Source organism: Nonomuraea sp. NPDC050394 (genome assembly GCF_044459065.1).
In the GTDB taxonomy this organism is placed as follows: domain Bacteria; phylum Actinomycetota; class Actinomycetes; order Streptosporangiales; family Streptosporangiaceae; genus Nonomuraea.
In genome coordinates this window covers 198,917-222,712 of sequence record NZ_JBITIO010000012.1, presented here as the reverse complement: position 1 = coordinate 222,712, position 23,796 = coordinate 198,917, and the positions used below count along the sequence as shown (strand labels likewise).

The 23,796-nt window shown below is 73.7% G+C and carries 24 protein-coding genes; 10 read left to right on the top strand and 14 right to left on the bottom strand.

What is annotated here, in order from left to right:
- Positions 1–12: 12 nt before the first annotated feature.
- Positions 13–1,542, top strand: a complete 1,530-nt coding sequence (locus tag ACIBKY_RS38245; protein ID WP_397104687.1) for a helix-turn-helix domain-containing protein — start codon at positions 13–15, stop codon at positions 1,540–1,542.
- A gap of 58 nt (positions 1,543–1,600) precedes the next feature.
- The gene (locus ACIBKY_RS38240; protein ID WP_397104685.1) at positions 1,601–1,957 is read left to right on the top strand and encodes a 5-carboxymethyl-2-hydroxymuconate Delta-isomerase; all 357 of its coding nucleotides are present in this window, start codon (positions 1,601–1,603) and stop codon (positions 1,955–1,957) included.
- An 87-nt stretch (positions 1,958–2,044) separates the two neighbouring features.
- On the opposite strand, the gene ACIBKY_RS38235 is transcribed toward ACIBKY_RS38240, so the two are convergent.
- Positions 2,045–3,184, bottom strand: coding sequence for a macrolide family glycosyltransferase (locus ACIBKY_RS38235; RefSeq protein WP_397104922.1), 1,140 nt, complete (start codon positions 3,182–3,184; stop codon positions 2,045–2,047).
- A 123-nt stretch (positions 3,185–3,307) separates the two neighbouring features.
- Here ACIBKY_RS38235 and ACIBKY_RS38230 point away from each other — a divergent pair, with 123 nt between their 5' ends.
- Entirely contained in the window at positions 3,308–4,390 is a 1,083-nt protein-coding gene (locus tag ACIBKY_RS38230) for a tyrosine-type recombinase/integrase (RefSeq protein ID WP_397104683.1), read from the top strand.
- Between the two features lie 157 nt (positions 4,391–4,547).
- On the opposite strand, the gene ACIBKY_RS38225 is transcribed toward ACIBKY_RS38230, so the two are convergent.
- Positions 4,548–5,336 carry a helix-turn-helix domain-containing protein gene (locus ACIBKY_RS38225; protein WP_397104681.1) on the bottom strand — a complete coding sequence of 263 codons (789 nt, stop codon included), beginning with the start codon at positions 5,334–5,336 and terminating at the stop codon, positions 4,548–4,550.
- A 127-nt stretch (positions 5,337–5,463) separates the two neighbouring features.
- Between ACIBKY_RS38225 and ACIBKY_RS38220 the strand changes: the two genes are divergently transcribed.
- Complete coding sequence (locus ACIBKY_RS38220) at positions 5,464–5,874, top strand: hypothetical protein (RefSeq protein WP_397104679.1); 411 nt, start codon at positions 5,464–5,466, stop codon at positions 5,872–5,874.
- Here ACIBKY_RS38220 and ACIBKY_RS38215 read toward each other — a convergent pair.
- Together ACIBKY_RS38215 and ACIBKY_RS38210 are read right to left on the bottom strand one after the other, a co-directional pair.
- A complete protein-coding gene (locus ACIBKY_RS38215; RefSeq protein WP_397104677.1) occupies positions 5,855–6,163 on the bottom strand; it encodes a DUF6204 family protein in 309 nt (102 codons plus the stop codon). The two genes, ACIBKY_RS38220 and ACIBKY_RS38215, sit on opposite strands and share 20 nt — an antisense overlap.
- The gene (locus ACIBKY_RS38210) at positions 6,160–6,810 is read right to left on the bottom strand and encodes a TetR family transcriptional regulator (RefSeq protein ID WP_397104675.1); all 651 of its coding nucleotides are present in this window, start codon (positions 6,808–6,810) and stop codon (positions 6,160–6,162) included. The genes ACIBKY_RS38215 and ACIBKY_RS38210 overlap by 4 nt, the downstream gene beginning before the upstream one ends.
- 146 nt (positions 6,811–6,956) lie before the next feature.
- On the opposite strand from ACIBKY_RS38210, the gene ACIBKY_RS38205 reads away from it, so the two are divergent.
- Positions 6,957–7,436 carry a PH domain-containing protein gene (locus tag ACIBKY_RS38205; protein WP_397104673.1) on the top strand — a complete coding sequence of 160 codons (480 nt, stop codon included), beginning with the start codon at positions 6,957–6,959 and terminating at the stop codon, positions 7,434–7,436.
- Positions 7,433–8,956, top strand: coding sequence for a PH domain-containing protein (locus ACIBKY_RS38200; protein WP_397104671.1), 1,524 nt, complete (start codon positions 7,433–7,435; stop codon positions 8,954–8,956). Before ACIBKY_RS38205 ends, ACIBKY_RS38200 begins: the two co-directional genes overlap by 4 nt.
- On the opposite strand, the gene ACIBKY_RS38195 is transcribed toward ACIBKY_RS38200, so the two are convergent.
- Together ACIBKY_RS38195 and ACIBKY_RS38190 are read right to left on the bottom strand one after the other, a co-directional pair.
- Positions 8,898–10,136 carry a hypothetical protein gene (locus ACIBKY_RS38195; protein WP_397104669.1) on the bottom strand — a complete coding sequence of 413 codons (1,239 nt, stop codon included), beginning with the start codon at positions 10,134–10,136 and terminating at the stop codon, positions 8,898–8,900. The genes ACIBKY_RS38200 and ACIBKY_RS38195 overlap by 59 nt on opposite strands.
- A gap of 76 nt (positions 10,137–10,212) precedes the next feature.
- Positions 10,213–10,572: a MerR family transcriptional regulator gene (locus ACIBKY_RS38190; RefSeq protein ID WP_397104667.1), complete on the bottom strand. Its 360-nt coding sequence runs from the start codon at positions 10,570–10,572 to the stop codon at positions 10,213–10,215.
- Positions 10,573–10,625: 53 nt separating this feature from the next.
- Here ACIBKY_RS38190 and ACIBKY_RS38185 point away from each other — a divergent pair, with 53 nt between their 5' ends.
- On the top strand, positions 10,626–11,774 hold the full coding sequence (locus tag ACIBKY_RS38185; protein ID WP_397104666.1) for an MFS transporter: 1,149 nt from the start codon (positions 10,626–10,628) through the stop codon (positions 11,772–11,774).
- A gap of 276 nt (positions 11,775–12,050) precedes the next feature.
- Here the strand turns inward: ACIBKY_RS38185 and ACIBKY_RS38180 are convergent, their stop codons facing one another.
- From ACIBKY_RS38180 to ACIBKY_RS38170, 3 genes are read right to left on the bottom strand one after another with little or no spacing between them, the layout of a single operon-like run.
- Complete coding sequence (locus tag ACIBKY_RS38180; protein WP_397104664.1) at positions 12,051–12,836, bottom strand: SRPBCC family protein; 786 nt, start codon at positions 12,834–12,836, stop codon at positions 12,051–12,053.
- The gene (locus ACIBKY_RS38175) at positions 12,814–13,137 is read right to left on the bottom strand and encodes an ArsR/SmtB family transcription factor (RefSeq protein ID WP_397104662.1); all 324 of its coding nucleotides are present in this window, start codon (positions 13,135–13,137) and stop codon (positions 12,814–12,816) included. Before ACIBKY_RS38175 ends, ACIBKY_RS38180 begins: the two co-directional genes overlap by 23 nt.
- A gap of 51 nt (positions 13,138–13,188) precedes the next feature.
- Positions 13,189–14,394, bottom strand: coding sequence for an MFS transporter (locus ACIBKY_RS38170; protein ID WP_397104660.1), 1,206 nt, complete (start codon positions 14,392–14,394; stop codon positions 13,189–13,191).
- Positions 14,395–14,555: 161 nt separating this feature from the next.
- Here ACIBKY_RS38170 and ACIBKY_RS38165 point away from each other — a divergent pair, with 161 nt between their 5' ends.
- Positions 14,556–15,356, top strand: a complete 801-nt coding sequence (locus ACIBKY_RS38165; protein ID WP_397104658.1) for a MerR family transcriptional regulator — start codon at positions 14,556–14,558, stop codon at positions 15,354–15,356.
- Positions 15,357–15,541: 185 nt separating this feature from the next.
- Here ACIBKY_RS38165 and ACIBKY_RS38160 read toward each other — a convergent pair whose 3' ends face one another.
- The gene (locus ACIBKY_RS38160) at positions 15,542–16,516 is read right to left on the bottom strand and encodes a DUF4037 domain-containing protein (protein ID WP_397104656.1); all 975 of its coding nucleotides are present in this window, start codon (positions 16,514–16,516) and stop codon (positions 15,542–15,544) included.
- A 101-nt stretch (positions 16,517–16,617) separates the two neighbouring features.
- Positions 16,618–17,238, bottom strand: coding sequence for a YigZ family protein (locus ACIBKY_RS38155; RefSeq protein ID WP_397104654.1), 621 nt, complete (start codon positions 17,236–17,238; stop codon positions 16,618–16,620).
- Positions 17,239–17,403: 165 nt separating this feature from the next.
- On the opposite strand from ACIBKY_RS38155, the gene ACIBKY_RS38150 reads away from it, so the two are divergent.
- Complete coding sequence (locus ACIBKY_RS38150; RefSeq protein ID WP_397104652.1) at positions 17,404–18,612, top strand: alpha/beta hydrolase; 1,209 nt, start codon at positions 17,404–17,406, stop codon at positions 18,610–18,612.
- Here ACIBKY_RS38150 and ACIBKY_RS38145 read toward each other — a convergent pair.
- Complete coding sequence (locus ACIBKY_RS38145) at positions 18,602–19,402, bottom strand: class I SAM-dependent methyltransferase (protein WP_397104650.1); 801 nt, start codon at positions 19,400–19,402, stop codon at positions 18,602–18,604. The two genes, ACIBKY_RS38150 and ACIBKY_RS38145, sit on opposite strands and share 11 nt — an antisense overlap.
- Positions 19,403–19,525: 123 nt before the next feature.
- Between ACIBKY_RS38145 and ACIBKY_RS38140 the strand changes: the two genes are divergently transcribed.
- Positions 19,526–20,113 (top strand): TetR/AcrR family transcriptional regulator, encoded by a 588-nt coding sequence (locus ACIBKY_RS38140; protein WP_397104648.1) that lies wholly within the window; start codon positions 19,526–19,528, stop codon positions 20,111–20,113.
- 10 nt (positions 20,114–20,123) lie between these two features.
- On the opposite strand, the gene ACIBKY_RS38135 is transcribed toward ACIBKY_RS38140, so the two are convergent.
- Positions 20,124–21,746, bottom strand: coding sequence for a hydantoinase B/oxoprolinase family protein (locus ACIBKY_RS38135; protein WP_397104646.1), 1,623 nt, complete (start codon positions 21,744–21,746; stop codon positions 20,124–20,126).
- Complete coding sequence (locus tag ACIBKY_RS38130) at positions 21,743–23,770, bottom strand: hydantoinase/oxoprolinase family protein (RefSeq protein ID WP_397104644.1); 2,028 nt, start codon at positions 23,768–23,770, stop codon at positions 21,743–21,745. The genes ACIBKY_RS38135 and ACIBKY_RS38130 overlap by 4 nt, the downstream gene beginning before the upstream one ends.
- Positions 23,771–23,796 lie beyond the last annotated feature (26 nt).

Here is a 23,796-nt window from a genome sequence, read left to right as displayed (position 1 = left end):
GGTTGTGGCGCTATGGCGGATGACTATCTTGCGCGGATCGGGCGGTTGATTCGGGATGCGCGTCAGCATCGTGGTTGGACGCAGCTGCAGCTGGCGGATGCGCTGGCGACGAGTCAGAGTGCGGTGAACCGGATTGAGCGGGGTAATCAGAACATCAGTCTTGAGATGATCGCTCGGATTGGTGAGGCGCTGGACAGTGAGATCGTGTCGCTGGGGTATGCGGGGCCGATGCATTTGCGGGTGGTCGGTGGGCGGCGGTTGTCGGGCAGCATCGATGTGAAGACGTCGAAGAACGCGTGTGTGGCGTTGTTGTGTGCGTCGTTGCTGAACGCGGGGCGGACGATTTTGCGGAAGGTGGCGCGGATCGAGGAGGTCTACCGGATTTTGGAGGTGCTGGCGTCGATCGGGGTGCGGGCGCGGTGGATCAATGAGGGTAGTGATCTGGAGATTGTGCCGCCCGGCCGGTTGGAGCTGGAGGCGATGGATACGGAGGCGGCGCGCCGTACCCGGAGTGTGATCATGTTTTTGGGGCCGTTGATGCATCGGACGGAGCGGTTCCAGATTCCGTATGCGGGTGGGTGTGATCTGGGGACGCGCACGGTGCAGCCGCACATGTCGGCGTTGCGGCATTTCGGGTTGGACATTACGGCGACGGGCGGGGTTTATCACGCGCAGGTGGATGGCGGGGTGTCGCCGAAGCGGGCGATCGTGCTGACCGAGCGTGGGGACACGGTGACGGAGAACGCGCTGATGGCGGCGGCGCGGCATGACGGGGTGACGGTGATCCGTAACGCGTCGTCGAATTACATGGTGCAGGATCTGTGCTTCTTTCTGGAGGAGCTGGGGGTCAAGGTCGAGGGGGTGGGGACGACGACGTTGACGGTGCATGGGGTGCCGGTCATCGATCGGGATGTGGACTACTCCCCCAGTGAGGATCCGGTGGAGGCGATGAGTCTGCTGGCGGCGGCGGTGGTGACGTCGTCGGAGCTGACGATTCGGCGGGTTCCGGTGGAGTTTTTGGAGATCGAGCTGGCGGTGCTGGAGGAGATGGGTCTCGATCATGATCGGGGCGGGGAGTATGCGGCGGCGAACGGGCGTACGCGGCTGGTGGATTTGACGGTGCGGCCGTCGAAGCTGGTCTCCCCCATCGACAAGATTCATCCGATGCCGTTTCCGGGGCTGAACATCGACAATGTGCCGTTTTTTGCGGCTATTGCGGCGGTGGCGCAGGGGTCGACGCTCATTCATGACTGGGTGTATGACAATCGGGCGATCTATCTGACGGAGCTGACGCGGCTGGGGGCGTCGGTGAAGTTGCTGGATCCGCATCGGGTGCTGGTGGAGGGGCCGACGCGGTGGCGGGGGTCGGAGATGATGTGCCCGCCGGCGTTGCGTCCCGCGGTGGTGGTGCTGCTGGCGATGCTGGCGGCCGAGGGTACGTCGGTGCTGCGGAATGTGTATGTGATCAATCGGGGGTATGAGGAGCTGGCGGAGCGGCTGAACGCGGTGGGTGCGCGGATCGAGACGTTCCGCGATATCTGACAGGTGCGGCTCCCGCGCTCCCCCATGGGTGGGATCCGGGCGGAAGGGAGTGGGCGGGGTGCCGCAGGTCACCGTGGAGTATTCGGCCGTGTTGCGGGAGGCGTTCGACCGGCGCGCTTTCGCGCTGGCGTTGCACGAGGAAGGCGCGGCGGTCGTCGGGGGGCGGGTGGAGGCGTTCAAGTCGCGCTTCTACCGGATCGAGGACGGGGTCATCGCGGACGGGGACGCATGCGAGGCGATGGTGCACGCCCAGGTCGCGATCTTGCCGGGGCGCGAGGAGGAGGTGCGGCGGCGGCTGGGTCAGGTGGCGGTGGAGCTGCTGCGCCGGCATGTGCGGCCGGTGGCGGGGGTGCGGGTGCAGCTGACGGTGGAGGTGCGGGAGCTGGAGGTCTACCGGAAGGTGGTCCTGGAGTAAGGTCTGCGGGGCCTGTTGGCGGGGCCGTACCCCCGCGGTGGGTGTACGGCCACGCCAGCAGGCCCCGCCAGCAGCCCCGCTGCGGCGTTAGAGGGCGGCTTCGATGAGGTCGGCGGCGTGCCGGGCGCCGCCTTCGACGGTGAGTTCGTGGCGGACGGCGGCCAGCCGGGCGGCGACCCGCGGGTCGGTGGTGAGCTCGTGCAGCGCGTCGCGCAGGAGGGCGGGGGTGGCGGCGGCGGTGTCGATGCGGCGGGCCACGCCGAGCGCGGCGAGGTGGTCGGCGTTGGCGAACTGGTCGACGCCCTGCGGGACGGCGATCATGGGGACGCCGCAGGCCAGGCCCTCGCTGGCGCCGCCCATGCCGGCGTGGGTGAGGAAGGCGGCGGCGTGGTGCAAGATGGCCAGTTGTTCGACCCAGGGGTGGATCTCGACGTTGGCGGGGATGGGGCCGAGGTCGGCGGCGGTCAGGCGGCGGCCGATCTGCATGATGACGTGCCAGCCGGGCAGGTCGCCGAAGGCGCGCAGGCAGGTGCGGTAGAAGGCGGGCTGGTCGGTGAAGGCGGAGCCGAGGGAGATGAGCAGGATCTTGCCGGCGCCGGCGGGTGGGCTCCAGGTGCCGCGCTCGCCCAGGCAGGGGCCGATGAAGGTGTAGACGCCGGGGTCGACGCGGTCGGCGTGCGGTTGCAGGGCGCGCGGGATGAGGACGAGGCAGCGTGGCGGGCGGCCGACGAAGTCGGCGTGCGGGGTGGTGATGCCCTCCTCGCGCAGCCATTGCCCGGCGCGGCGGTGGTAGTCGGCGCCTTCGGGAGTGGCGTACAGCTGGTCGATCATGGGGGCCATGTCGGTTTCGTAGCCGTCCCAGGCGACGTAGGTGGGTGAGAGCTGGATGGCGGGGATGTTCCACTGTTGGGCAAGGACGCGGGCGGGGGCGGCGCCGATGTCGTAGAGGAACAGGTCGGGGCGCCGGTCGGTGTAGGCGGCGCGTAGTTGCGGGGTCATGGAGATGTTGTCGCGCAGGAACAGGTCGAGCTGGGCGATGGTGTCGTCGGGCCAGGCCGGGCCTTGGGGCAGCAGCGAGGTGTAGGGGACGTGGGTGGCGCCGGCCGTTTCGACGATGTCGCGGTAGGAGGGGGCGTTGGCGTAGGTGACGTGGTGGCCGCGGGTGGTGAGTTCGCGGATGACCTCCAGGCTGGGGTTGACGTGGCCGGGTGCCGGGATGCTGACCATGGCGATGTGCGGCAAGGTGGTGTTCCCCCGTGGGTGAGAGCTGATCGATTTTGTCGGTGCCGGTCGCTACCGTCGGCTGTGGATCTTTCCATGGTGGCGTGGTCCAGAGGTGGAGGTGGGCGGGTGCGGCCGGCGGAGCTCAACCGGTTGACGGTGGCGGAGGCGGTGGACCGCTATGTGGAGCTGGTGCGGGCCAAGACGGTGACGGGGGCGCTGTCGCCGGCCACGGCGGAGGTCTACGCGCGCGATGTGGCGACGCTGGTGGCGCTGGCGGGGGCCGGGGCGGTGCTCGACGATCTGAGCGGCGAGGACGTCGACGCGGTACTGCTGGCCTTCGCCCGCAAGCCGGACGGGCGGCGCTCGCCAGAGGGCGCCCGCAAGCCGGATGGGCCGCGCTCACCGGAGGGCGGGCAGGCGGAGCGGGCGGCGCCGGGCGCGTCGTTGCAGAGCGCCTCGTCGCAGGCGCGGTTTCGCCGGTCGATCTCGGCGTTGTTCAAGCATGCGACGCTGGCCGGGTGGGTGCAGATCAATCCGATGGCGGCGGTGACGGTCAGCGCGCGTGAGCGGGGCGGGCTGCGGGCCGAGCGGCGGGCGCTGACGCGTGAGCAGGCGCAGGGGCTGATCGGGGCGGCGCGGGAGCTGGGCGGGCAGGAGGGTGAGGGGCGCCGCGATCAGCGCATGCCGCTGCGTGATGGGCTGATCGTGTTGTTGCTGGCGGCGGTGGGTCCGCGGGTGTCGGAGCTGGTGCGGGCCAATGTGGAGGACTTCTACACCAATGACGGGGTGCGCTATTGGCGGATCTTCGGCAAGGGCGGGCGTACGCGGGATGTGCCGTTGCCGGAGGGTGTGGCGGTGGCGCTGGAGGCGTATCTGGTGGGTGAGCGGGGGGCGGGGCCGCCGGTGGAGAAGGCGTTGCTGTTGTCGTGGCGGGGGCGGCGGCTGGCGCGCGGTGATGTGCAGGCGGTGATCGACCGGGTGCAGGCGCGGGTGGATCCGGAGCGGCGCCGGTCGGTGACGCCGCATGGGCTGCGCCATACGACGGCCACGCATCTGCTGGCTGACGCGGTGGACATGGACGCGGTGCGGCGGGTGCTGGGTCACAGCGACCTGTCGACGCTGGGCCGTTACCGCGATGAGTTGCCGGGTGAGCTGGAGGTGGCCATGCGGGCCCATCCGCTGCTGCGCTCCCCCAAGTCCGCGGGCTGAGGCGGCGGGTTCGGCCCGCGGTCGCCCTGCGCAGGGGGTTTCGATGTGCGGCCGGTGGTGGTGGGAAGAACTTCCCGGGCCACCGGCGGCCGCCCTGTGCGCGAAGCTGGCGTCCGCGGACTCCGGGCCGGCGCGGCGAGCGCCGCGCGGGCGCGCGTCAGGATGCCAGGTGGCGCAGGGCGGCGTCGGTGACCTCGTCCAGCGGGTAGAACAGCTCGATCGCCAGCTCCGACAACGTCACGTCCGCGGGCGAGCCGAAGGTGGCCATGGTGCTGAACATCGACAGCTCCCCCAGCGGCGTGCGTACCCGCAGCGGCACCTGGATGGGCCCGTCCGGCATCTGCCGGGCGTCGTCGTCGTGGTGGCCTTCGGGGGGCGGGTAGCGGCTGACCTCCTCATACAGCTCCCGCAGCGCGGCGTCGCCGGCGTCGGCCTGACGGCGCAGCCGCCGCAGGAACAACGCGCGCACCTGGCCGTAGTTGACCAGGCGCCCGGCCAGGCCGCGCGGGTGCAGGGTCAGCCGGAACACGTTCGGCGTCGCGGCCGTCAGGGCGGGGTCGACGCCGTCCATGAGCACCGCCATGGCCGTGTTGCCGGTCACGACGTTCCACAGCCGGTCGACCACCACCGCCGGGTACGGCTCGTGCGCGCTCAGCATCGTCGCCAGCGCGGCGCTGATGGCGGCCATGCCCTCCTCGCCGGGGCGGCTCTCGCGGTAGGCGGGCGCGTATCCGGCGGCCAGCAGCAGCGTGTTGCGCTCGCGCAGCGGCACCTCCAGCGCCTCGGCCAGGCGCAGCACCATGGCGCGGCTGGGCCGTGAGCGGCCGGTCTCGACGTAGGACAGGTGGCGGGCGGAGGTCTCGGCCAGCAGGGACAGCTCCAGCTGGCTGACCTTGCGCCGGCGCCGCCACTGGCGCAGCAGGGCTCCGGCGTGTGTGTCGTTCATGCTGGGGAGGATAGCCAGCGCCCGGACATGACCTGGGAGGTTATTGAGGTCATGACGTGCGGGCTGGCAGCCTCGGGGGTGGCGGGGCGCCGGCGTGCGGGGCCCCCGGGGGATGAGGAGGAGCGCGGTGACGGATGGGCGAGGCCAGGAACTGCTGCGGACCGTGCTGCGGGTCGACGGGTGGAGCACGGCGGTGTTCGGGCTCATCATGCTGGCGCTGGCGGGGCCGCTCAGCGGGCCGCTGGGGTTGCCGGTGGCGTGGGCGGTGCCGTTCGGGGTGGCGATGCTGGGCGGGGCGGCCGCGCTCGGGCTGATCGCCGGTTATCCGCGCATCCCCGCCCGGCTGGCGGGGATGGCGGTGGCCGGCAATGGGCTCTCGGCGGTGGCGATGCTCGCCCTGGTGGTCTCGCCGCTGCTGGAGCTGACCGCGCTGGGGGTGGCGTTCGTGCTGGTGGGCGCGGTCGTGGTGGCCGTGTACGCGGTGCTGGAGTACGCGGGGCTGCGCCGGGCCCGTCCGCTCACCGGCGCCGGATCTTGACCTGGCGCAGGTCGGTGACGGCGACGTTCAGCACCCGGTGCGGCAGGCCGTAGGCGGCCAGCACCGCCAGGGCCGCCTGCCCGGCTTCGGCTTCGCCGCCGGCGGCTTCGGTCTCGCCGTCGGCGGGTTCGCTCTCGTCGTTGGCGGCCACCTGGCAGCGGAAGGTGAAGGCGGCCATGGTGGCGTCGTGGGTGAAGGTCCCCGCCGGGGTGTAGGCGGGTCCGGCCGCGGCCTCGATGGCCGCCTTGGCCTGTTCGTCGAGGGGGCCGAAGCTGCCTCGCACGGTCACGCGGAACATGATGGTTCGTCCTTTCGTACGGCGTAGCCGAGCAGTGGCTGCCCGAGCGCGGACTCGGCCGCGTCCAGGAGGCCGAGCACGGCGTCGGCGATCTGGGCGGGCGGCTGGCCGGCGGCGACGCGGGCGCCGATCTCGGTGTAGACGAGCGCGTGCACCGCGCCGAGCTGCCAGGCCACCACGCGCGCGGCGGGCCGGTCGCCGGGTTGTTCGTCGGCCAGCCGGGCGGCCAGTTCCTCGTTCATCTGGCGGCCCAGGTCCTCCAGCCGGGCGGTGAGGGTGGGGGCGGCGCGCATCATGAGGAAGACCGGGCCGAAGCCCTCGCTCAGGCCCAGGCTCCGGTCGCGGCGCCGTACCTCCTGGCGCAGGTGGTCCAGCACGGCGCGGGCGGCGCTCACCCCGGGCGGGCGGGCGGCCACGATCGCGGCCAGGCGGCCCGGGGAGGCCTGCTGCGGCGGCAGGACGAGGTCCTCCTTGGCGGGGAAGTAGTTGTAGACGGTGTTGACCGCCACCTCGGCCGCCGCGGCGACCTCGGCGACGGTGACCGCGTCGAAGCCGCGCTCGACGAACAACGCCATGGCCACCTGCGACAGGTGGCGGCGGGTGCGCTGCTTCTTGCGCTCGCGCAGGCCTTCACTCACAAGCGGAAATCTAACCACACTCTCTTTTTGCCATGCACTCCAATATTTTCCGCCGGTGCCCCTCCTGGAGGGTGTACCTACCTCCACCCCGGGCGGTGCGCTCAGCCGGATTCCGCACAGCCGAGCGCCCCCCTACCGTGGTCGGCATGGAACCTCTGCGAGCGCCCAGCCGAAGCCCCGACGAGCGCGCGCACGGCTGGTGGCTGGCCCAGGCCGTGGTGAGCGTCCTGCCGCCGGTGCTGCTGCTGGTGCTGCTCGCGCTGCTGATCACCCCCGCCCGGCGGTGGCTGCTGCTGGCGGCCGCCATCGTGGCCGTGCCCGGCTTGATCTACATCCTGGTGATGCCGCCGTGGCGGATGCGGGTGCACCGGTGGGAGGTGGCGCAGGAGGCGGTGTTCACGCGGGCCGGATGGGTGCGCCAGCAATGGCGGATCGCGCCGATGGAACGCATCCAGACGGTGGACACGCTGCGCGGTCCGCTGCAGCAGCTGTTCGGGCTCTCCAGCGTGGTGGTGACCACCGCCTCGGCGGCCGGGGCGCTGACGATCGACGGCCTCGACCACGAGGACGCGCGGCTGCTGGCCGAAGATCTGGCCGCCCGCGCCCGGGGCGGCGACGCCGCGTGAACCCGCCCACCGATCCCCCCTGGCGGCGCCTGGACGTACGGATCATCTGGGTGGCGGCCGCCTGGTGCGCCGGCGTGATGGTGGCCGCGCTGGCGGTGCTGTGGTGGCGCGATGCCCCCTGGTGGCTCAGCGCGCCGGTCCCGCTGGTGCTGACCGGCATCGCCTACGAGGCGCTGCTGTGGGCCAAGACCCGCTACCGGCTGACGGACGAGCACATCGAGATGCGCACCGGCGTCCTGCTGCGCCGCCACCGCGCCATCCCCCGCGCCCGCGTGCGCAGCGTCGAGCTGAGTGCCAACCCGCTGCACCGCGTGTTCTCCCTGGCCGTGGTCAAGGTCGAGACCGGCTACCGTACCTCCTCCGAGCAGCAGGCGGCCCTGACCCTCAACGCCCTGCCCCGCGGCCAGGCCCAGGCGCTGCGCGCGGCCCTCATCCGCCGCGACGGCGCCGGCGGCGAGCAGACGATCGCGCTCGGGCAGCGGCGCTGGCTGCGGCTGGCGCCGCTGTCGATCGCCACCCCGGCGCTCGGCATCGGCGCGCTCGGCGCCACCTACCAGGGCCTGGACCTGCTCGGCTACGAACCCGACACCGTCCTGATCCCCCGCCTCATCGACTGGCTCGGCCGCTCCGACCTGCTGGTGGTCGGCTCCCTGACCGCGCTCGGACTCCTGCTGGCCGGCATCACCGCCACACTCGCCCTGGCCACCGAGACGTGGTGGAACTTCCGCCTGGTCCGCGAACCCGACGGCGGCCTGCGCGCCACCCGCGGCCTGTTCGTCACCCGCTCGGCCACCCTGCAGGAAGAACGCCTGCACGGCGTCGAGATCGCCGAACCGCTGCTGCTGCGCACCGCCGGCGCCGCCTACACCTACGCCGTGGTCACCGGCTCGGGCAGCGCGGAAGAGGAGATGCGCGCCTTCAACGCCAGCGCGCTGCTGCCGCCCGCGCCGATCTCCCACGCCCACCGGGTCGCCGCCGCCGTCCTGCGCGAAGCCGGCAGCCCCGCCCGCACCGTCCGGCTCCTGCCCCACCCCCGGCTCGCCCTGGTACGGCGGGTGCGCTGGGCGCTGCTGGCCGCCGCCGCGCTGGGCGCCGTCCTGGCGCTGCTCGGGGCATGGCTGTGGCCGCCGCTGCTCACCCTCGCCTGGATCGGCGCGCTCGCGGCGGGCGCGGGCGGGCTCCTGCTGGCCCGCGACGCCTACCGCAACCTCGGCCACGGCCTGACCGGCCGCTACCTGGTCACCCGCCACGGCACCCTCAAACGCCGCACCATCGCGCTGCGCCGCGGCGGGGTGATCGGCTGGACGTTCACCCGATGGGCCTGGCACCGCCGCTCCACCCTGTGCCGGCTCAGCGCCACCACACCGGGCGGGCGCGGCGTCTACCACGTCAAGGACGTGTTCATGGGCGAGGGGGTGCGCTTCGCCGAGCACGTCCTGCCCGGCCTGCTGACCCCCTTCCTCACCCGCCCGCCGGCCACGCGGCCTTCAGCACCCTCTCTGCCACCTGTGACGGGGTGAGACCGTCGGTGTCGACGTGCACGTCCCCCACGCCCGCCCGCCTCAGCTCCCGCGCCTGGCGTGCGGCGCGCCCCGCCAGCGCCCGCACCTGTCGCGGGGTACGGCCGGCCAGATCGTCACCCGGGATCGCCGGTCCCCGCCCCAGGGAGCGCAGGCGCAGGCGTTCGGCCAGGGTGGCGGGCCCGGCGTCCAGGCGGCAGACCGTCACCTCGGCATCCGGCAGCGCCCCGGCGTAACGGGCCAGAGCCGCGCGGTCGTCGGCCGGCCCCGCGACGACCAGGCACGTGGCCCCGGCGGCGCGGTGAACCGGCCACAAGGCGGCCAGCGTCCGCACCACGATGGCCGGCTCCCCGCCCGGCGCGGGGCCCAGGAAGCCGATCTGGCGCAGGTCGACGTAGGCGGCCCGGACACCGGAGGCGAGCACCCGGCGGTAGGTCTCGTATCCGGCGGTGGAGACTCCGGCCCCGCGGGCCCCGCACAACCACACCACCCGGGCCCGCGGGCCGATGTCCGCGACGTCCGTGGCGTGCTCCTTCGAGCTCTGCCCAGGGCCGGGAACGCCGGTGTCCCGTGCGGGGCCCGCGGCGGGGGGTGGGCCGTGCGCTGGCACCGGATCCGGGTCCGGGTCGGGAGACACGGCGGTCGCCGGATCCCCTGCACCAGCCGGGGGCTCGGCTTCGGCCAAGGGCTCGGCTTCGGCCAGGCGCAGCACGCGATCGGCCACCTCGGCGATGCTCAGGCCGTCGGTGTCGACCACCACGCCGCCCACGCCGGAGGTCTCCAGCCTGCGCGCCTCGGCCACCGTGTCCTCCACCAGCTCGCTCAGCCACCCCCGCCCCAGGAAGCGGCGGCGCAGCTCCCGCTCGCCCGCGCGCAGCCGTACCCGGATCACGCCCGGCGGCAGGGCGGCCCTGTAGGGGCGCAGGTCATCGGCGGTGTCGACGTAGCCCGACACCACCAGCCACCGCGCACCCGCCGCCCGAAACAGCGGCCACAGCGCCGCCAGCGCCCGCGCCCGCGCGTCGTGGGTTCCCCCGGGCGGCGCGGGGTGGATCAGGCTGATCTGGTCGGTGTCCAGGTAGGCCGCCCGCACACCGTCGCGGCCCAGCCGGGAGAAGATCTCGAACCCGGCCGCCGACTTACCCACCCCCGACGGCCCGCACAGCCACACCACACGCATCCGGCCGACCGTAGCCAACAGGCCCGGGGGGCTTCCACCGGTTTTCCGCCGCCGGCCGTACCGGATGAAGGGGGCATCAGCCGCGGACGGTGGACAGGTAGCGCAGCAGGGCGTCGCGGTTGCGGGACAGGCAGTCGATGCGGGCGGTGATGCGGTCGGCCTCGGCCTGCAGGAGGCCGGCCAGCTCCGGGGTGAGGCATTGGGGGTGCAGGTGGATGTCGCCGGCGTCCAGGAACGGCAGGATACGGCGGATGATCTCCGTGGTGAGGCCGGAGTCGAGCAGGCCGCGGATCTGCTGCACCCGGTAGATCGCCGTCGCGCCGTACAGGCGGTAGCCGTTGCCGGCCCGCCCGGGTTCCAGCAGGCCTTGTTCCTCGTAGTAGCGCAGCATCCGGGCCGGCACCCCGGTGCGCCGCGACAGCTCCCCGATCCGCATGCCCGCCCCCACCCTTTGCCTTCACACTGATGTGAAGGTTTCACGATAGCCGCATGTCGACCACCACCCGGCTCCCGGCGGGAGCCCTGGCGGCGCTGTCGTGCGCGGCCTTCACCGCCGTCGTCACCGAACTCCTGCCCGCCGGCCTGCTGCCCCAGCTCAGCCGGGCACTGTCGGTATCGCCCGGCCAGGCGGGCTTCCTGGTCACCGGCTACGCGCTGACCTCGTTCCTGTCGGCGATCCCGATCACCGCGGCGGTGCGCTCGCTGCCGCGCCGGCCGGTCCTGCTGGCGGTCCTGGGCTGCTTCGCGCTGCTGAACGCCGCGACCGCGCTGTCGTCGTCGTATCCGCTGACGTTCGCGCTGAGACTGCTGGCCGGGGTGGCGGGCGGCACGCTGTGGGCGATGCTCATCGGGTACGCGGCCCGGCTGGTGCCGGCCGAGCGGCGCGGGCGGGCCATCGCGATCGTCTCAGCGGGGATCACCGTGGCCCTGTGCGCGGGGCTGCCAGCCGGCAGCGCGCTGGCGCAGGTGGCCGGGTGGCGGGCCTCGTTCGGGGCGCTGGCCGTCGCGGCGGCGCTGCTGGCGCTGTGGGTGGCGCGGGCGGTGCCGCCGCTACCGGGCCGGGCCGCGGCGCGGCGGCCGCCGCTGCGGACGGTGGCGGCGCTGCCGGGGGTGCGGGCCTGGCTGACGGTGACGCTGGTCGTGCTGCTCGCCCACCAGTCCGTCTACACCTACCTCGCGCCGCTCGCCCGGCGGGCGGCGATGGAGGCGGGCGGGCCGCTGCTGGTGTTCGGGGCGGCGACGGTGGCGGGGGTGTGGCTGACGGGGGTGTTCATCGACGGGCGGCCGCGGGCGGCGCTCATGGCCGCGCTCACGGGAGTGGGCGCGGCGATGGCCGGGCTCGGGGCCGCGGGCACGTCGCCCCCGGTGACGCTGGTGGCGGCGGCGGTGTGGGGGCTGGCGTTCGGCGGGGTGCCGACGCTGCTGCAAAGCGCCCTCATCGAACGCACCGGCGCCCCCAACGCCGACGTCGCCACCGCGCTGCAGACCACCGTCTACAACGCCGGCATCGCGGCCGGGTCGCTGACGGGCGGGCTGCTGCTGGAGTCGGCGGGGGCCTGGGCGCTGCCCTGGAGCGCGCTGGTCCTGGTGGCGGCGGCGCTGACCGCGATCTCGGTGCCCGGCCGCGCTCGCCGGTGAGTGAAACGCTCTCGTGAAAAGCAGAGGTGCCCGCGCTCCCGGGCGGATGCCGTCTCGTTACGGGCCTTGTCTTCGTGACGGCAAGCCGCCCCTCACCCCACCCGCCGACGCCGGCGCGCGCAGGCCGGGGGGATCGCCGCTCACCTCGCGCGGGCCGGGCGCCGCGACGGCGCCCGGTCACCACCTGGACGGGCACCCCACGGACCCGGGCGAGCACCCGCCTGCCGCAGCGACACGTGGGCAGCTCGGCTGAAGCGGCAGGGCCAGCCCGGGTCGTCAGGTGGGAGGGAGGTCGGACAGGTCGCTGGCCAGACGTTCGATGTGGGTGCGCCAGGTGGCGGCGTCGGCCGCGCCGGTGTCGGTGACGATGAGACGGGGGCCCTGACCGGTTCCCTCGGCCAGTTCCCAGCCGACGATGCCGGTGGCCGTGCCGTACTCCAGAAGCTTGCCGCTCTCCAGCGCGCTGACCGCGCCCGCGCTCACCCCCGCGGGAACGAACGCGGGCGGGGGCGGCGCCCCCAGGCGGGCACGCTCGCCGGACAGATGCCGCCACGTCTGGGCCGCGGGACGGGTGAGCTGGCGTTCGTAGCGCAGCCCCGGCGGGTGCGGGCGCACGCCGTCCAGGCCCAGCAGGGCGATGAAGTCCTCGTGCAGGGCGGCGCTGTCGCGGCCGGCGGCCACGGGACGGCCGTCCAGGACGGCGGCCATCGCCCGCACGCAGGTGTGCCAGCCGGCGGCGAAGCTGGCCGCGCCGAACCGGTCGCCGAAGGTGTGGGTGAGCGTCAGCACGCTGGCCTCGCCGTCGGCGCGGATCTCCCAGCGCAGTTCGTCCTCACCCCAGGTGTGGGCGAACAGGCGGGGCGGCTCGAAGGCCAGCACGCGCCCTTCGGGGCCGAAGCCGTAGATGACCCGCTCGCCCTCGACGCGCATGTCCGCCGGGAACCACTGCCGCACCTGCCCGGGTTCGGTCAGGGCGCGCCACACGCGTTCGGGCGGGTGGGGCAGGCGGCGTTCCATGTGCAGGCTGGTACGGGCGCCGTCACCGCTCAGGCGGTCGTGCATCACGATCCTCCATCGTCTCCAGGTGGGCTTCGAGCGCGTCGAAGCTCGCCGTCCACAGTCCTCGGTAAGGAGCCAGCCAGGCGTCGATCTCGGCCAGGGGCTGCGGGCGCAGCTCATACCAGCGGCGCTGGGCGTCCTTGCGGACGGCCACCAGACCCGCCTCACGCAGCACGCGCAGATGCTTGGAGGTGCCGGGCTGGCTGAGACCGGTGCGCTCGGCCAGCTCCCCCACCAGCCGCGGCCGCTCGCGCAGCAGGTCGAGGATCTGCCTCCTGACCGGCTCGGCGAGAACGTCGAACATGCCCACGAGTATACTCCGACAGTTATATAACGCAAGCGGCATGTTCGAGGGTCAGTACCGCGCCGGAGTGAGAGCGGCGATGACGCACACGGCCCCGGCACACACCACCACGGCGGTCAACCCGGCCGTCGCGAACCAGCCCGCGGCCCCGGCCATCCAGAGATAGACCGGCGGGCCCACCAGAGTCCCCACGCTTCCGGCCTGAGTCACCGCGGCCACCGTCCGCGCCGTCCCGGCGGCCCCGGCGGCCCCGGCGGCACTGCCCGCACCGCCGCCGCCCAGATCGGGAAGCCCCGCGAAAACGGCCGACACGGCCAGGCCGTTGACCGCCAACATCGCCGCCGCACCCGCCACGGCCACCACCCACGACCCCTGCCCGAACACGGCCCACGCGAACGGCACCATGAGCACAACCGCGACAAGCAGACAGGCCGGGCGCACCCCCGCCCGCAGCACCACCCCGGCCACCACACTGCCCGGCACACTGGCCCCCGCCACCAGCCCCGTCAGCAGGCTCGCCGACGCGGCGGGCAAGCCGTACCGGAAAGCCAGATACGACGCGAGCACCGTGACCACACTCACCCCGACCAGCGCGATCAACCCGAACCCAACGGCCACCCCCACCACCCGCCACCCCCGCACGCCCGGCCCCGCACCCGCCAGACCCCCACCCCCCACGGCACGCCCGGCCACACACCCCACATCGGCCGCCACGGGCAGCACACGGCCAGCCCAACCCAGCACCAAAGCCAGCACCCCCACACCCACCACGACCACCCGCCACCCCGACGGCCCCACCACCGCGCCAACCCCACCCACCACCGCCAGCCCCACCGGCACACACAACCCCCACAAAGCCAGCCCCACCCGCCGCCCGCCCTCCCCCGGCATCCGCGCCAGCAGCACCGGCCCGGCGATCACCACCAGCGCATACCCCACCGCCTGACCGGCCCGCGCCACCACCAGCACACCGGCACCACCCGCCAACCCCGCCACGACCCCCGACACACCCAGCACCACCAGCCCCACCACGAACACCCGCTCCAGCCGCCGGCGGCCGACCACCACACCCAGCGGCACACACGCCAGCGCCGCCACCAGCGTGATCCCCGACGACACCCAGCCCACAGCCGCGAGCGACAGCCCGAACCGCACCCCCACCACCGGCAAGAACGGGATGAACTCCCCCAGCGCCATACTGGCCGCGACCCCGGCCACCACCACGACGACCACGCTGCGAACGATGCCCACCACCACGCGCCTCCCCTCCATCAGGAAGGCGCGACCGGCGAACCGGCCCGATCCCCACAACCCCGGCAACACCAGGGCGACGCCTCAACGAGGATCCTCAGGCACCCCCAGCCTAAGCGCCCCCCCGGCTGAACCCTCCCCCCACCGCAGAGACCATCCTGGAACACGTGGACGCAGACCTCATGCCGATCGGGCAGTTCGCCCGCCTGAGCCGCCTGAGCATCAAACAACTCCGGCACTACGCCGAACTCGGCCTGCTCACCCCCGCCCACGTCGACCCCGACACCGGCTACCGCTACTACCACCCCGCCCAAGCCCGCCACGCCCTCACCATCGGCCTGCTGCGCTCCCTCGACGTCCCCCTGGCCACCGTCGCCGACGTCCTGGCCGGAGCCACCGCCGCACTCGACCACGTACGCCACGACCTCGAAGCCGAACTCGACCGCCGCCGCCGCACCCTCGCCTCCCTCGAACGCCTCATCACCGACGGCCTGCCCGGCGCCCCCGTCCACCTCACCACCGAACCCACCCGCACCGTCCTGCTCACCCGCGAACACGCCACCGGCCCCGCCGACATCCCCCGCGCCACCTCCACCGCCATCGCGCGCCTGCTGGCCGCCGCCCCCGGCCGGCGCCCGCCCGAGCTCACCGCCCTGTTCCCTCTCGACCTCGACGACCACATCGACATCACCGCCACCCTCGCCCTCACCCCCGGCCAGCCCCCACCACCCACCCCCGGACTCCAACGCGCCCTCCTGCCCGGCGGCACCTTCGCCACCGCCACCCACACCGGCCCCTACGACCAGATCTCCCTCACCGCCCACGCCCTCCTGGCCTGGTGCGCAGAACGCGGACACCCCCTGAGCGGCCCCATCCGCGAGGTCTACGTCTCCGACCCCGCCACCACCCCGCCCGACCGCCTCCTGACCCACCTCATGATCCCCATCGACACCGAGGACAGCCCATGACCCCCGCCCGCACCACCCACGGCCCCATCACCTGCCGCAGCGTCACCGGCCCCCGCTCACCGTCCCCCGCGACCAGTGGCGCCGGCACCTGCTCATCGCCCTGCGCCCCGCCCCAACCCCCACCTGAAACCCGCCCGAAGACCTGAACCCAAACCCAAGACATGACGCCGCGAAAGGCGCGACGCTCACGCCGCCCGCAACGCCGCCTCCGTCACCGCCCGCGCCACCCCCGGACCACGCACCACCACCCCATCCGACAACTGATCCACACACCCCACCACCGGCAACGCCGCCACCTGCGGATCCGACACCGCCGCGAGCAACGCCCCCGCGAACCGCTCCCCGCCGATCACCAGGAACGGCCGGTCGTGAAACCCCCGCACCCGCGCATCCAACGGCTCGGCCAAAGCCATCCGGTTCTGCACCGCCGCCACCCGGCTGTAGGCCCGCGCCAGCCCCGCCTCCCGCTCCCGCCACGAACGCGCCCCCACCGCCACCGCCAGCGCCTCACCCAGCTCCGCCGACCCCGGCACCCGCGCCAACGCACTGCCCAGCCATTTCGCATACGGCGGATACCGCCGCCGCAGCAACAACGCCAGCCGCATCACCTCACGCACCAGCCCGGCCCCCACCACCGCCGAACCCAGCTCGTCCCCCACCTCACCGCACCGCCCGGGAAACGGCTCCTCCTGCGCGATCCGCATCCACTGACACGCCAGCACATACCGCCACACATCCCGCGGATACCAGCTCAACGCCTCCCGCGCCGGCACCAGCTCCCCCAGCCCGTCATGGAAGACCTCCCCACCGGTCACCTCCGCCAGGCGCTGCCACGGCACCGACAACCAGTCCATCACCGACACCCCTCCGCGCGGATCGAACCCCAGCACCTCCTCCAGCCAGGCACCCAGCTCACACACCCGCACCCCGGGCCCCGACCGGCCCCGGTACCCGAACACCGTCGGATACCCGCCAAAGCGCTCCGGCAGCCCCGCCGCCACCGCGGCCCGCACCGCCGCCACATCCCCGCCCTCGACGAACACCAGCACCCTCGGCCCCCAGTCATGGTCGGCCGAACGCTCGGTGTCGAACGCCAGCACCTCAGAACCAGGGCCGATCAGCGCGGCACTGTGCGCGACGGCACCGACCAACGGAGCCACGACCTCGCCATAGAAGGCGCGGGACAACTCAAGACCAGGCACGAAATCGGACATCATTCGTCAACTCTGCCTGACCCGCCCCCAAAGCTCACCCCAATATTTCAGCCCGGAACGTGGATGGCCGGCCCGGCCTCCACCAGGGCCCGCCCGGCCGTCAGCGTCGCCACCCAGTCCCCGAACGCCGTCACCTCATCGGCGCCCACCGCCACCGAGAACACCACCGACGCCCCATAGGCCACCTCACGCACCGCATACCGCGAAGCACGCAGATCGTTTTCCGCCCTGCCCGCCTGGTCGTGCGCCACCGAGACCCGCATTAGCCGGGCCGGCACCATCCGCACCGGCTCGGCCCGGTCGAGTGTCTCGGTCACCGCGGAGCCATAGGCCCGCACCAGGCCGCCCGCCCCGAGCAGCACCCCGCCGAAGTAGCGCGTCACCACCGCCACCACATCGCTGAAACCCCGCCCGGCCAGCGCCTGCACCATCGGCGTGCCCGCCGTGCCGCCCGGCTCGCCGTCGTCGTCGCCCTTCTGCACGCTCTGCCCGATCACATAGGCGCTGCAGTTGTGCGTGGCCGACGGGTGCAGCCGCCGCCGCTCGGCGATGAACGCCTGCGCCTGCTCCACACTCCCCGCGGGACAGATCGCGCAGATGAAACGCGAGCGCCGTACCTCGTTCTCGTGCTCGATGAAGGTTGTGAGGGTGAGGTACGGCTGTGCCATTTCCCCAACCTATCGCCTTTACAAAGTAGATCAGCTGCTTCCCACCCCGCCGCACGGCGGGCACCACACGGGTCCTGCCGGAGGAGCCGGCGGGCGCGCTCTCAGGGCCAAGGCCGGGGTCGCTCCCGATGCCGCGCCACCCCCGCGACGAGGATCTTTGTCGCCATGCTCACCTTCCTGCGCCGCGCGGCCAAAGTCCTGGCCGCGCTGCTGGCCTCCGTCCTGGCGCTCGCGGCCGCCGCCTGCGCCTTCCTGGCCCTGGCCGCCGTCACCGCGTCCCTGCCCCTGCTGTACGCGGGCGCCGCCACGGCCTGCCTGCTCACCGCGTTCCTGCTGGGCCGCCTGGTCGTGCGCCTGCCGACCCGGGCGGCGGCGGCCTGGTTCGCCCTGGCCGTCACCGCGCTGTCGGCGGCCGGGGCCTGGGCGCTGGTCCTGCGGCCCTGGCCGGTGCCGCCGGCGGCCGCCGATCCGGCGCACGTGCGGTACTGGGACCTGCCCACCGGCTCCCGCATCGCCTACGCCCACCGCCGGGGCGGGGCCCGGCCGTACCCGGTGATGTTCCTGCACGGCGGGCCGGGAACGGCCGGCGAAGGCCTGCCCGAAGGCGCCGCGGAACTGGCCGCCGACGGCTTCGACGTCTACGCCTACGACCAGCTTGGCGCGGGACGCTCCAGCCGCCTGGCCGACGTCACCGGCTACACCGTCGCCCGCCAGGTCGCCGACCTGGAGGCGATCAGAGACCGGCTCGGCGCGCCGAAGCTGATCCTCGTCGGCCGGTCCTGGGGCGCCACGCTGAGCGCCGCCTACCTGGCCGCCCACCCGGGCCGGGTCGCCAAGGCCGTGTTCGTCTCCCCGGGCGCGTTGTGGGCGCCGGCCGCGGGGGAGGTGGGCGAGCCGTGGAAGCGCCTGACCCCCGAGCGGGCCCGCCGCCGCGACGACCTGCTCGGCGACCCGCGCATGATCGCGCTGTCGCTGCTGCTGGAGCACGCCCCCGCCGCCGCGCACGCCCTGGTTCCCGACCGCCAGGCCGACGCCCGGATGCGCGAACTGCTGCTGACCGGCAAGGACGCCACCACCTGCCCCGGCGCCCCGCCCGCCCCCGTGCACGGCAACGCGCCCGGCTTCTACGCCAACCAGTTCACCGTCGCCGACACCCTGCGCGTGCCCGACCCCCGGCCCCGCCTGCGCCAGGTGCGGGTGCCCGCCCTGATCCTGCGCGGCGGCTGCGACTACGTCCACCCGCACATCGCCGCCGCCTACCGCGACACCCTGCCCGCCGCCCGCCTCGTCGAGGTCGGCAACGCCGGGCACGGCATCGCCCACGAACAGCCCGCCGCCTACGTCCGCCTGCTGCGCGGCTTCCTCACTCCGTGAGCCGCGTGGCCAGCACGGCCACGCTCGTGTAGCGCATGGTGAACGTGCCGCCCAGCGCGTCGACCGCGGCGCCGGCGCCCTCCAGCAGGTCGGCCACCCGTTCCGGCGCCAGGCGGGTGAACATGCCGGAGGTGGGCAGCTGGTCCAGCCACTGCTCGCGGGTGCACGGCGTCTGCCAGTCCTGGCGCCACCGCTCGGGCTCGCCGAAGCCGCCCGCCTCGGCGATGCCCTCCACGGCCGTGGCCATCATCGGCGCGTACGGCTCGGCCCGCGAGGCCCAGGCCCGCGGGTCGAACGGCGAGCCGGGCACGAGGCGCGCGTGCAGGTCGGCCAGCGCCCGCGACAGCTCGTCCGGCGGCCGGGCGACGTTCCAGAACACGGCCAGCAGGCCTCCCGGCCGCAGCACCGCGGCGGCCTTGGCGGCGCCGGCGACCGGGTCGATCCAGTGCCAGGCCTGGGCGGCGGCGACCGCGTCGAACATCCGCCCGCCGGCCTGCCACTGCTCGAAGGTGGCCACCTCGGCCGCCACGCCGAGCCGCCGTGCCGTGGCGGCCATGCGGGCATCCGGCTCGACGCCCAGCACCCGGCGCCCGGCCGCCTGGAACTGGCGGGCGGCGATCCCGGTGCCGCAGCCGACGTCCAGGACATCCGGGCCGGCGGCGGCGATGCGCTCGATCAGGGCCTCGGGGTAGCGGGGACGGGCGCGATCGTAGCGTTCGGCGTCGTTGCCGAACGACTCGGCGATCTCGCGATGCTCATGGGGCTCCCGCCCCGACGCTATAGTGGGCATGCGCCCACACTAGTGGGCGCTCGCCCACTCAAGCAATGTCGTTCGCCCACGGCGATGCCCGCCCCCCAGGCCTGTCGGCGGGCAAGCGCGACGGGCGGCACCACCACGGGAGGAGACCCCGCGATGCCCACGGGAGTGGCCCTGCGCGACGCGCGCGAGCAGCTGTTCGAGGCCGCCGAGCGCATCCTGGCGCGCTCCGGCCCGCACGGGCTGACCAGCCGCGCCGTCACCACCGAGGCCGGCTGCGCCAAGGGCGTCCTGCACCGTCACTTCGCCGACTTCGACGACTTCCTGGCCGCCCTGGTCCAGGACCGCATCGCCCGCCTCGACGCCCAGGCCGCGGCGCTGCGCGCGAAAGCGGGCACCGCGTCCGTCGCCGGCAACCTCTCCGGCGCGCTCACCGAACTGTTCGGCCCGGTCGCCGTCGCCATCGTCGGCCTCATCACCTTCCGCGACGACCTGCGCGCCCGCCTGCGCCAGAGCACACCGGCCGGGCTGCCGCTGCTCAGCGAGGCCACCGCCATGCTCGCCGCCTACCTCACCGCCGAACGCGACCTGGGCCGCATCGCCGCCGGCGCCGACCCCGGCACGCTCGCGCCCACCCTCATCGGCGCCGGCCACCTGCTCTACGCCGACCGCACCGGCACCCCGCCCGCCGATGAGGCCGTGCGCGCCATGGTGGCCTCCGTCCTGATCGGCGCCACCACGTGACCCGCCCCCGTCAGGTCATGCCCTGGGCGACGTCCTCGGCCAGGGCCCCGGGCGCGCGCCGCTCGGGCGGGCCGTAGCCGCCGCCACCTCCCGACTCGCAGCGCAGCACGTCACCGGCCGCCACCGGCAGGGCGTTGACCTTCAGCATGGCGCGCTCGCCGGCCGTACCCGGATTGAGGACCACGCGCGGGGGTGCGCCCGCGCCGCCGCCCGCAAGACCCCACGCCGGCGTCACCGACCGCTCGAACCACAACGACAGCGAGGCGTCGCCCAGAAACTCGTACTCGCGCACCACACCGTTGCCGCCCCGCCACTGCCCCGCGCCCCCGGTGCCGGGGCGCATCGCGTAGCGGGTGACCCGCACCGGGAACAGCGTCTCCAGCACCTCGATCGGCATGTCCCGCAGCGACCCGTTGACGTTGTTGATCAGCGCCGACTCGCCGTCGCCGCCCTCCCAGGCGCCCCAGCCGCCGACGGTCGCCTCCTGCGAGACGTACATCGCGCCGGTACGCGGATCGGTGCCGGTGAACTGCACGATGAGCGAGTCGCCGTAGGAGGCGGCCGCGGCCCGCTGCGGCAGCACCGGCGCCAGCGCCTTGACCACCAGGTCGATGAGCAGCCCCAGATGCGAGTAGTAGTACTGGCAGGCGGCCGGGGACCGGGCGGCCAGCATGCTGCCCGGCCGCGTCACCACCTCCAGCGGGCGAAACGAGCCCCCGTTCAGCGGCACCTCGCCACTGACCAGCAGCTTGTAGGCCACCCGCACCGCCGCCACCGCCTGGGCCGCGCCGCAGTTGACCGGCCCGGTGGCCTGGTCGGCGCAGTCGGTCAGGTCGACCGCGATCCGCTCGCCCTCGACCGTGACGGTGACGTTGACCGGCAGCGGGCGCTCCAGCGTGATGCCGTCGTTGTCCAGGTGGCCGCCGGCGGTGTAGACGCCGTCGGGGAGGGCGGCGATCGCCTGCCGTTCCAGCCGCTCGGTCTGGGCGAAGATCTCATCGCGCGCGGCCATCACCGTCTCCACCCCCCAGCGCGCCACGATCTCCGACAGCCGCCGCTGACCGGTCATCGCACACGCGACCTGGGCGCGCATGTCGCCGAGTGTCGCGTGCGGGAAGCGTACGTTGCGGGCGATCACCTCGTGCAGGTCACGGCACGGCCGCCCGCCCTCGTAGATCTTCACCGGGCCCAGCCGCAGCCCCTCCTGGAAGATCGAGGTGGAGTCCATGGAGCCGCCGGGGTCCTTCGAGCCCACATCCAGCCAGTGCGCCCGCGAGGCGGCGAACCCGGCCAGCTCGCCACCGGCGAAGATCGGCCCGTAGACGGTGACGTCGTTGAGGTGGGTGCCGCCGATGTAGGAGTCGTTGAGCACCCACACATCGCCCTCCCGCCACACCTGCCGCCCGAACAGGCGCTCGGTCTCGCGTGTGCACACCTCCAGGTTGCCCAGGAAGATCGGCAGCCCGGACGACTGGCCGAGCACCTGGTGCTCACGGTCCAGCAGCGCGACCGCGCAGTCCTTCGCCTCGTAGATGACCGGGGTGTAGGAGGAGCGGATGAGGGTGGTGTTCATGTCCTCCGCCGCCTGAAGCAGGGCGCAGCGGATGATTTCCGTGGTGACGGGGTTGATCACAGAGAACTCACCTTGATCAGGAGGAAGCCGTTGACGTCGACGGTGGCCCGGCAGCCGGGCGGGATGACCGTGGTCGCGGTCTCCTCGACCACGATCGCCGGCCCCGCCAGCTCGCCGTCCAGGTCCGCGCGGCGCAGCACCGGCGTGCGGTGCGCCGCGCCGTTGAAGATCACATCTCGTACGGCCGGCGTCCGCGCCCGCCCGGCCGGCTCGGGCGCGGCCACGCTCTTGGGGAAGCTGCCGAACCCGGTGCTGCGCAGCATGACCAGCTCCACCGCCGCCTCCGGCGTGGCGTGGCCGTAGCGCCCGGTGTGGGCCTCGGCGTACCGCGCGGCCAGCGCCGCGAGAAACCCCGGCCCGGCCGGCTCCGCGGCGTCACGCAGGGGGATGGTCAGCGTGTAGTCCTGGCCCTCGTAACGCATGTCGACCGCGTGCTCGACCCGGCGCCGGTCCTCGGGCACGCCCTGCCCGGCCAGCGCGGCCAGCGCCTGGCCTTCCAGCTCCCGCAGCCGTGCGGCCATCTCGCCGCCGTCCACTCCGGCCTGCGGCCGGAAGAAGGGGTGGGTGAGGTCGCGGCGCACGTCGGCCTCCAGCATCCCCCACGCCGAGAACGCGCCCGGAAAGCGCGGCACCACCACGTCGGTGATGCCCAGCTCCCGGGCGATGAACGCCGCGTGCATGGCCCCGGCCCCGCCGAAGGCCACCAGCGTGAACTCCCTCGGCTCCACGCCGTGCTCGACTGTCAGCGTGCGGATCGCCTGGGCCATCTTGGCGTTGGCCACCTCGCACACGCCTTCGGCCAGCCGCAGCGGGTCCATGCCCAGCTCGCCGGCCAGGGACGCGATCGCCCTGCCGGCCGCATCGGTGTCGAGGGTCATCAGGCCGCCGGCGAACCAGGCCGGATCGACCCGGCCGAGCACCAGGTTGGCGTCGGTGACGGTGGCCCGGGTGCCGCCGCGGCCGTAACAGGCCGGACCGGGTACGGCTCCCGCCGACTCCGGGCCCACCCGCAGCGCCCCCGCCTCGGCGTAGGCCAGGGAACCGCCGCCCGCGCCGATGGTGTGCAGGTTCACGATCGGCATCAGCACCGGGTAGCCCTCGATGCGGGCCTCGGCGCTGATGTCGGGCCGCCCGCCCACGACCAGGGAGACGTCGAAGGAGGTGCCGCCCATGTCCACGCAGATCGCGTTCGCGCCGCCCAGCAGCCGCGCCGCCGCCACCCCGCCCATCGTGCCGCCGACCGGGCCCGACAGCAGCGTCTGCAGCGGGCGGCGCATCGCGTACCCGGCGTTGACCAGGCCGCCGGAGGACTGCATGACGTGCACCGGCACACCCAGCCCGCGCCCGGCGAAGCGGTCCTGGATGCCGGCCAGGTAGCGGCGTACGACCGGGCCGGTGTAGGCCTCCAGCACGGCGCTGGAGGTGCGCTCGTACTCGCGCCACTCGCGCGCCACCTCGTGGCTGAGCACGACCAGCACGTCCGGGCCGAGCTCCTCGCGCAGGATCTGGCCCGCCCGGATCTCGTGGGCGGGATTGGCGTAGGAGAACAGCAGGCTCACCGCGACCGCGTCGAAGCCCTCCTCGCGGGCCCGGCGGGCGGCGCGCCGTACCGCGGGCTCGTCCAGCGGGGTCAGCTCCTCGCCGCGCCAGTCCAGCCGGCCCGCGGCCTCCATGATGTCGGCGCGCGGCACCAGCGGGACCGGCTTGCGGTAGCGCAGGTCGAACATGCGCTCGCGGTTGCCGCGGGCGATCTGGTACACGTCGCGGGCGCCGCCGGAGGTCAGCAGCAGCACGCGGGCGCCCTTGCGCTCCAGCAGCGCGTTGAGACCCTGGGTGGTGCCGTGGACGAAGAAGGAGATGCGCGCGGGATCGGCCACGACGCGGCCGAGGGCGTTGAACACGCCCTCGGCCAGGTCGGCGGGGGTGGAGGGGGCCTTGGCCGCCACGACGGCGCCACCGCGTTCGTCGTAGCAGACCACGTCGGTGAAGGTGCCGCCGATGTCCATCGCGACTCGATACGTCATGCCCCGCACCGTATGCGGAGTCCGGC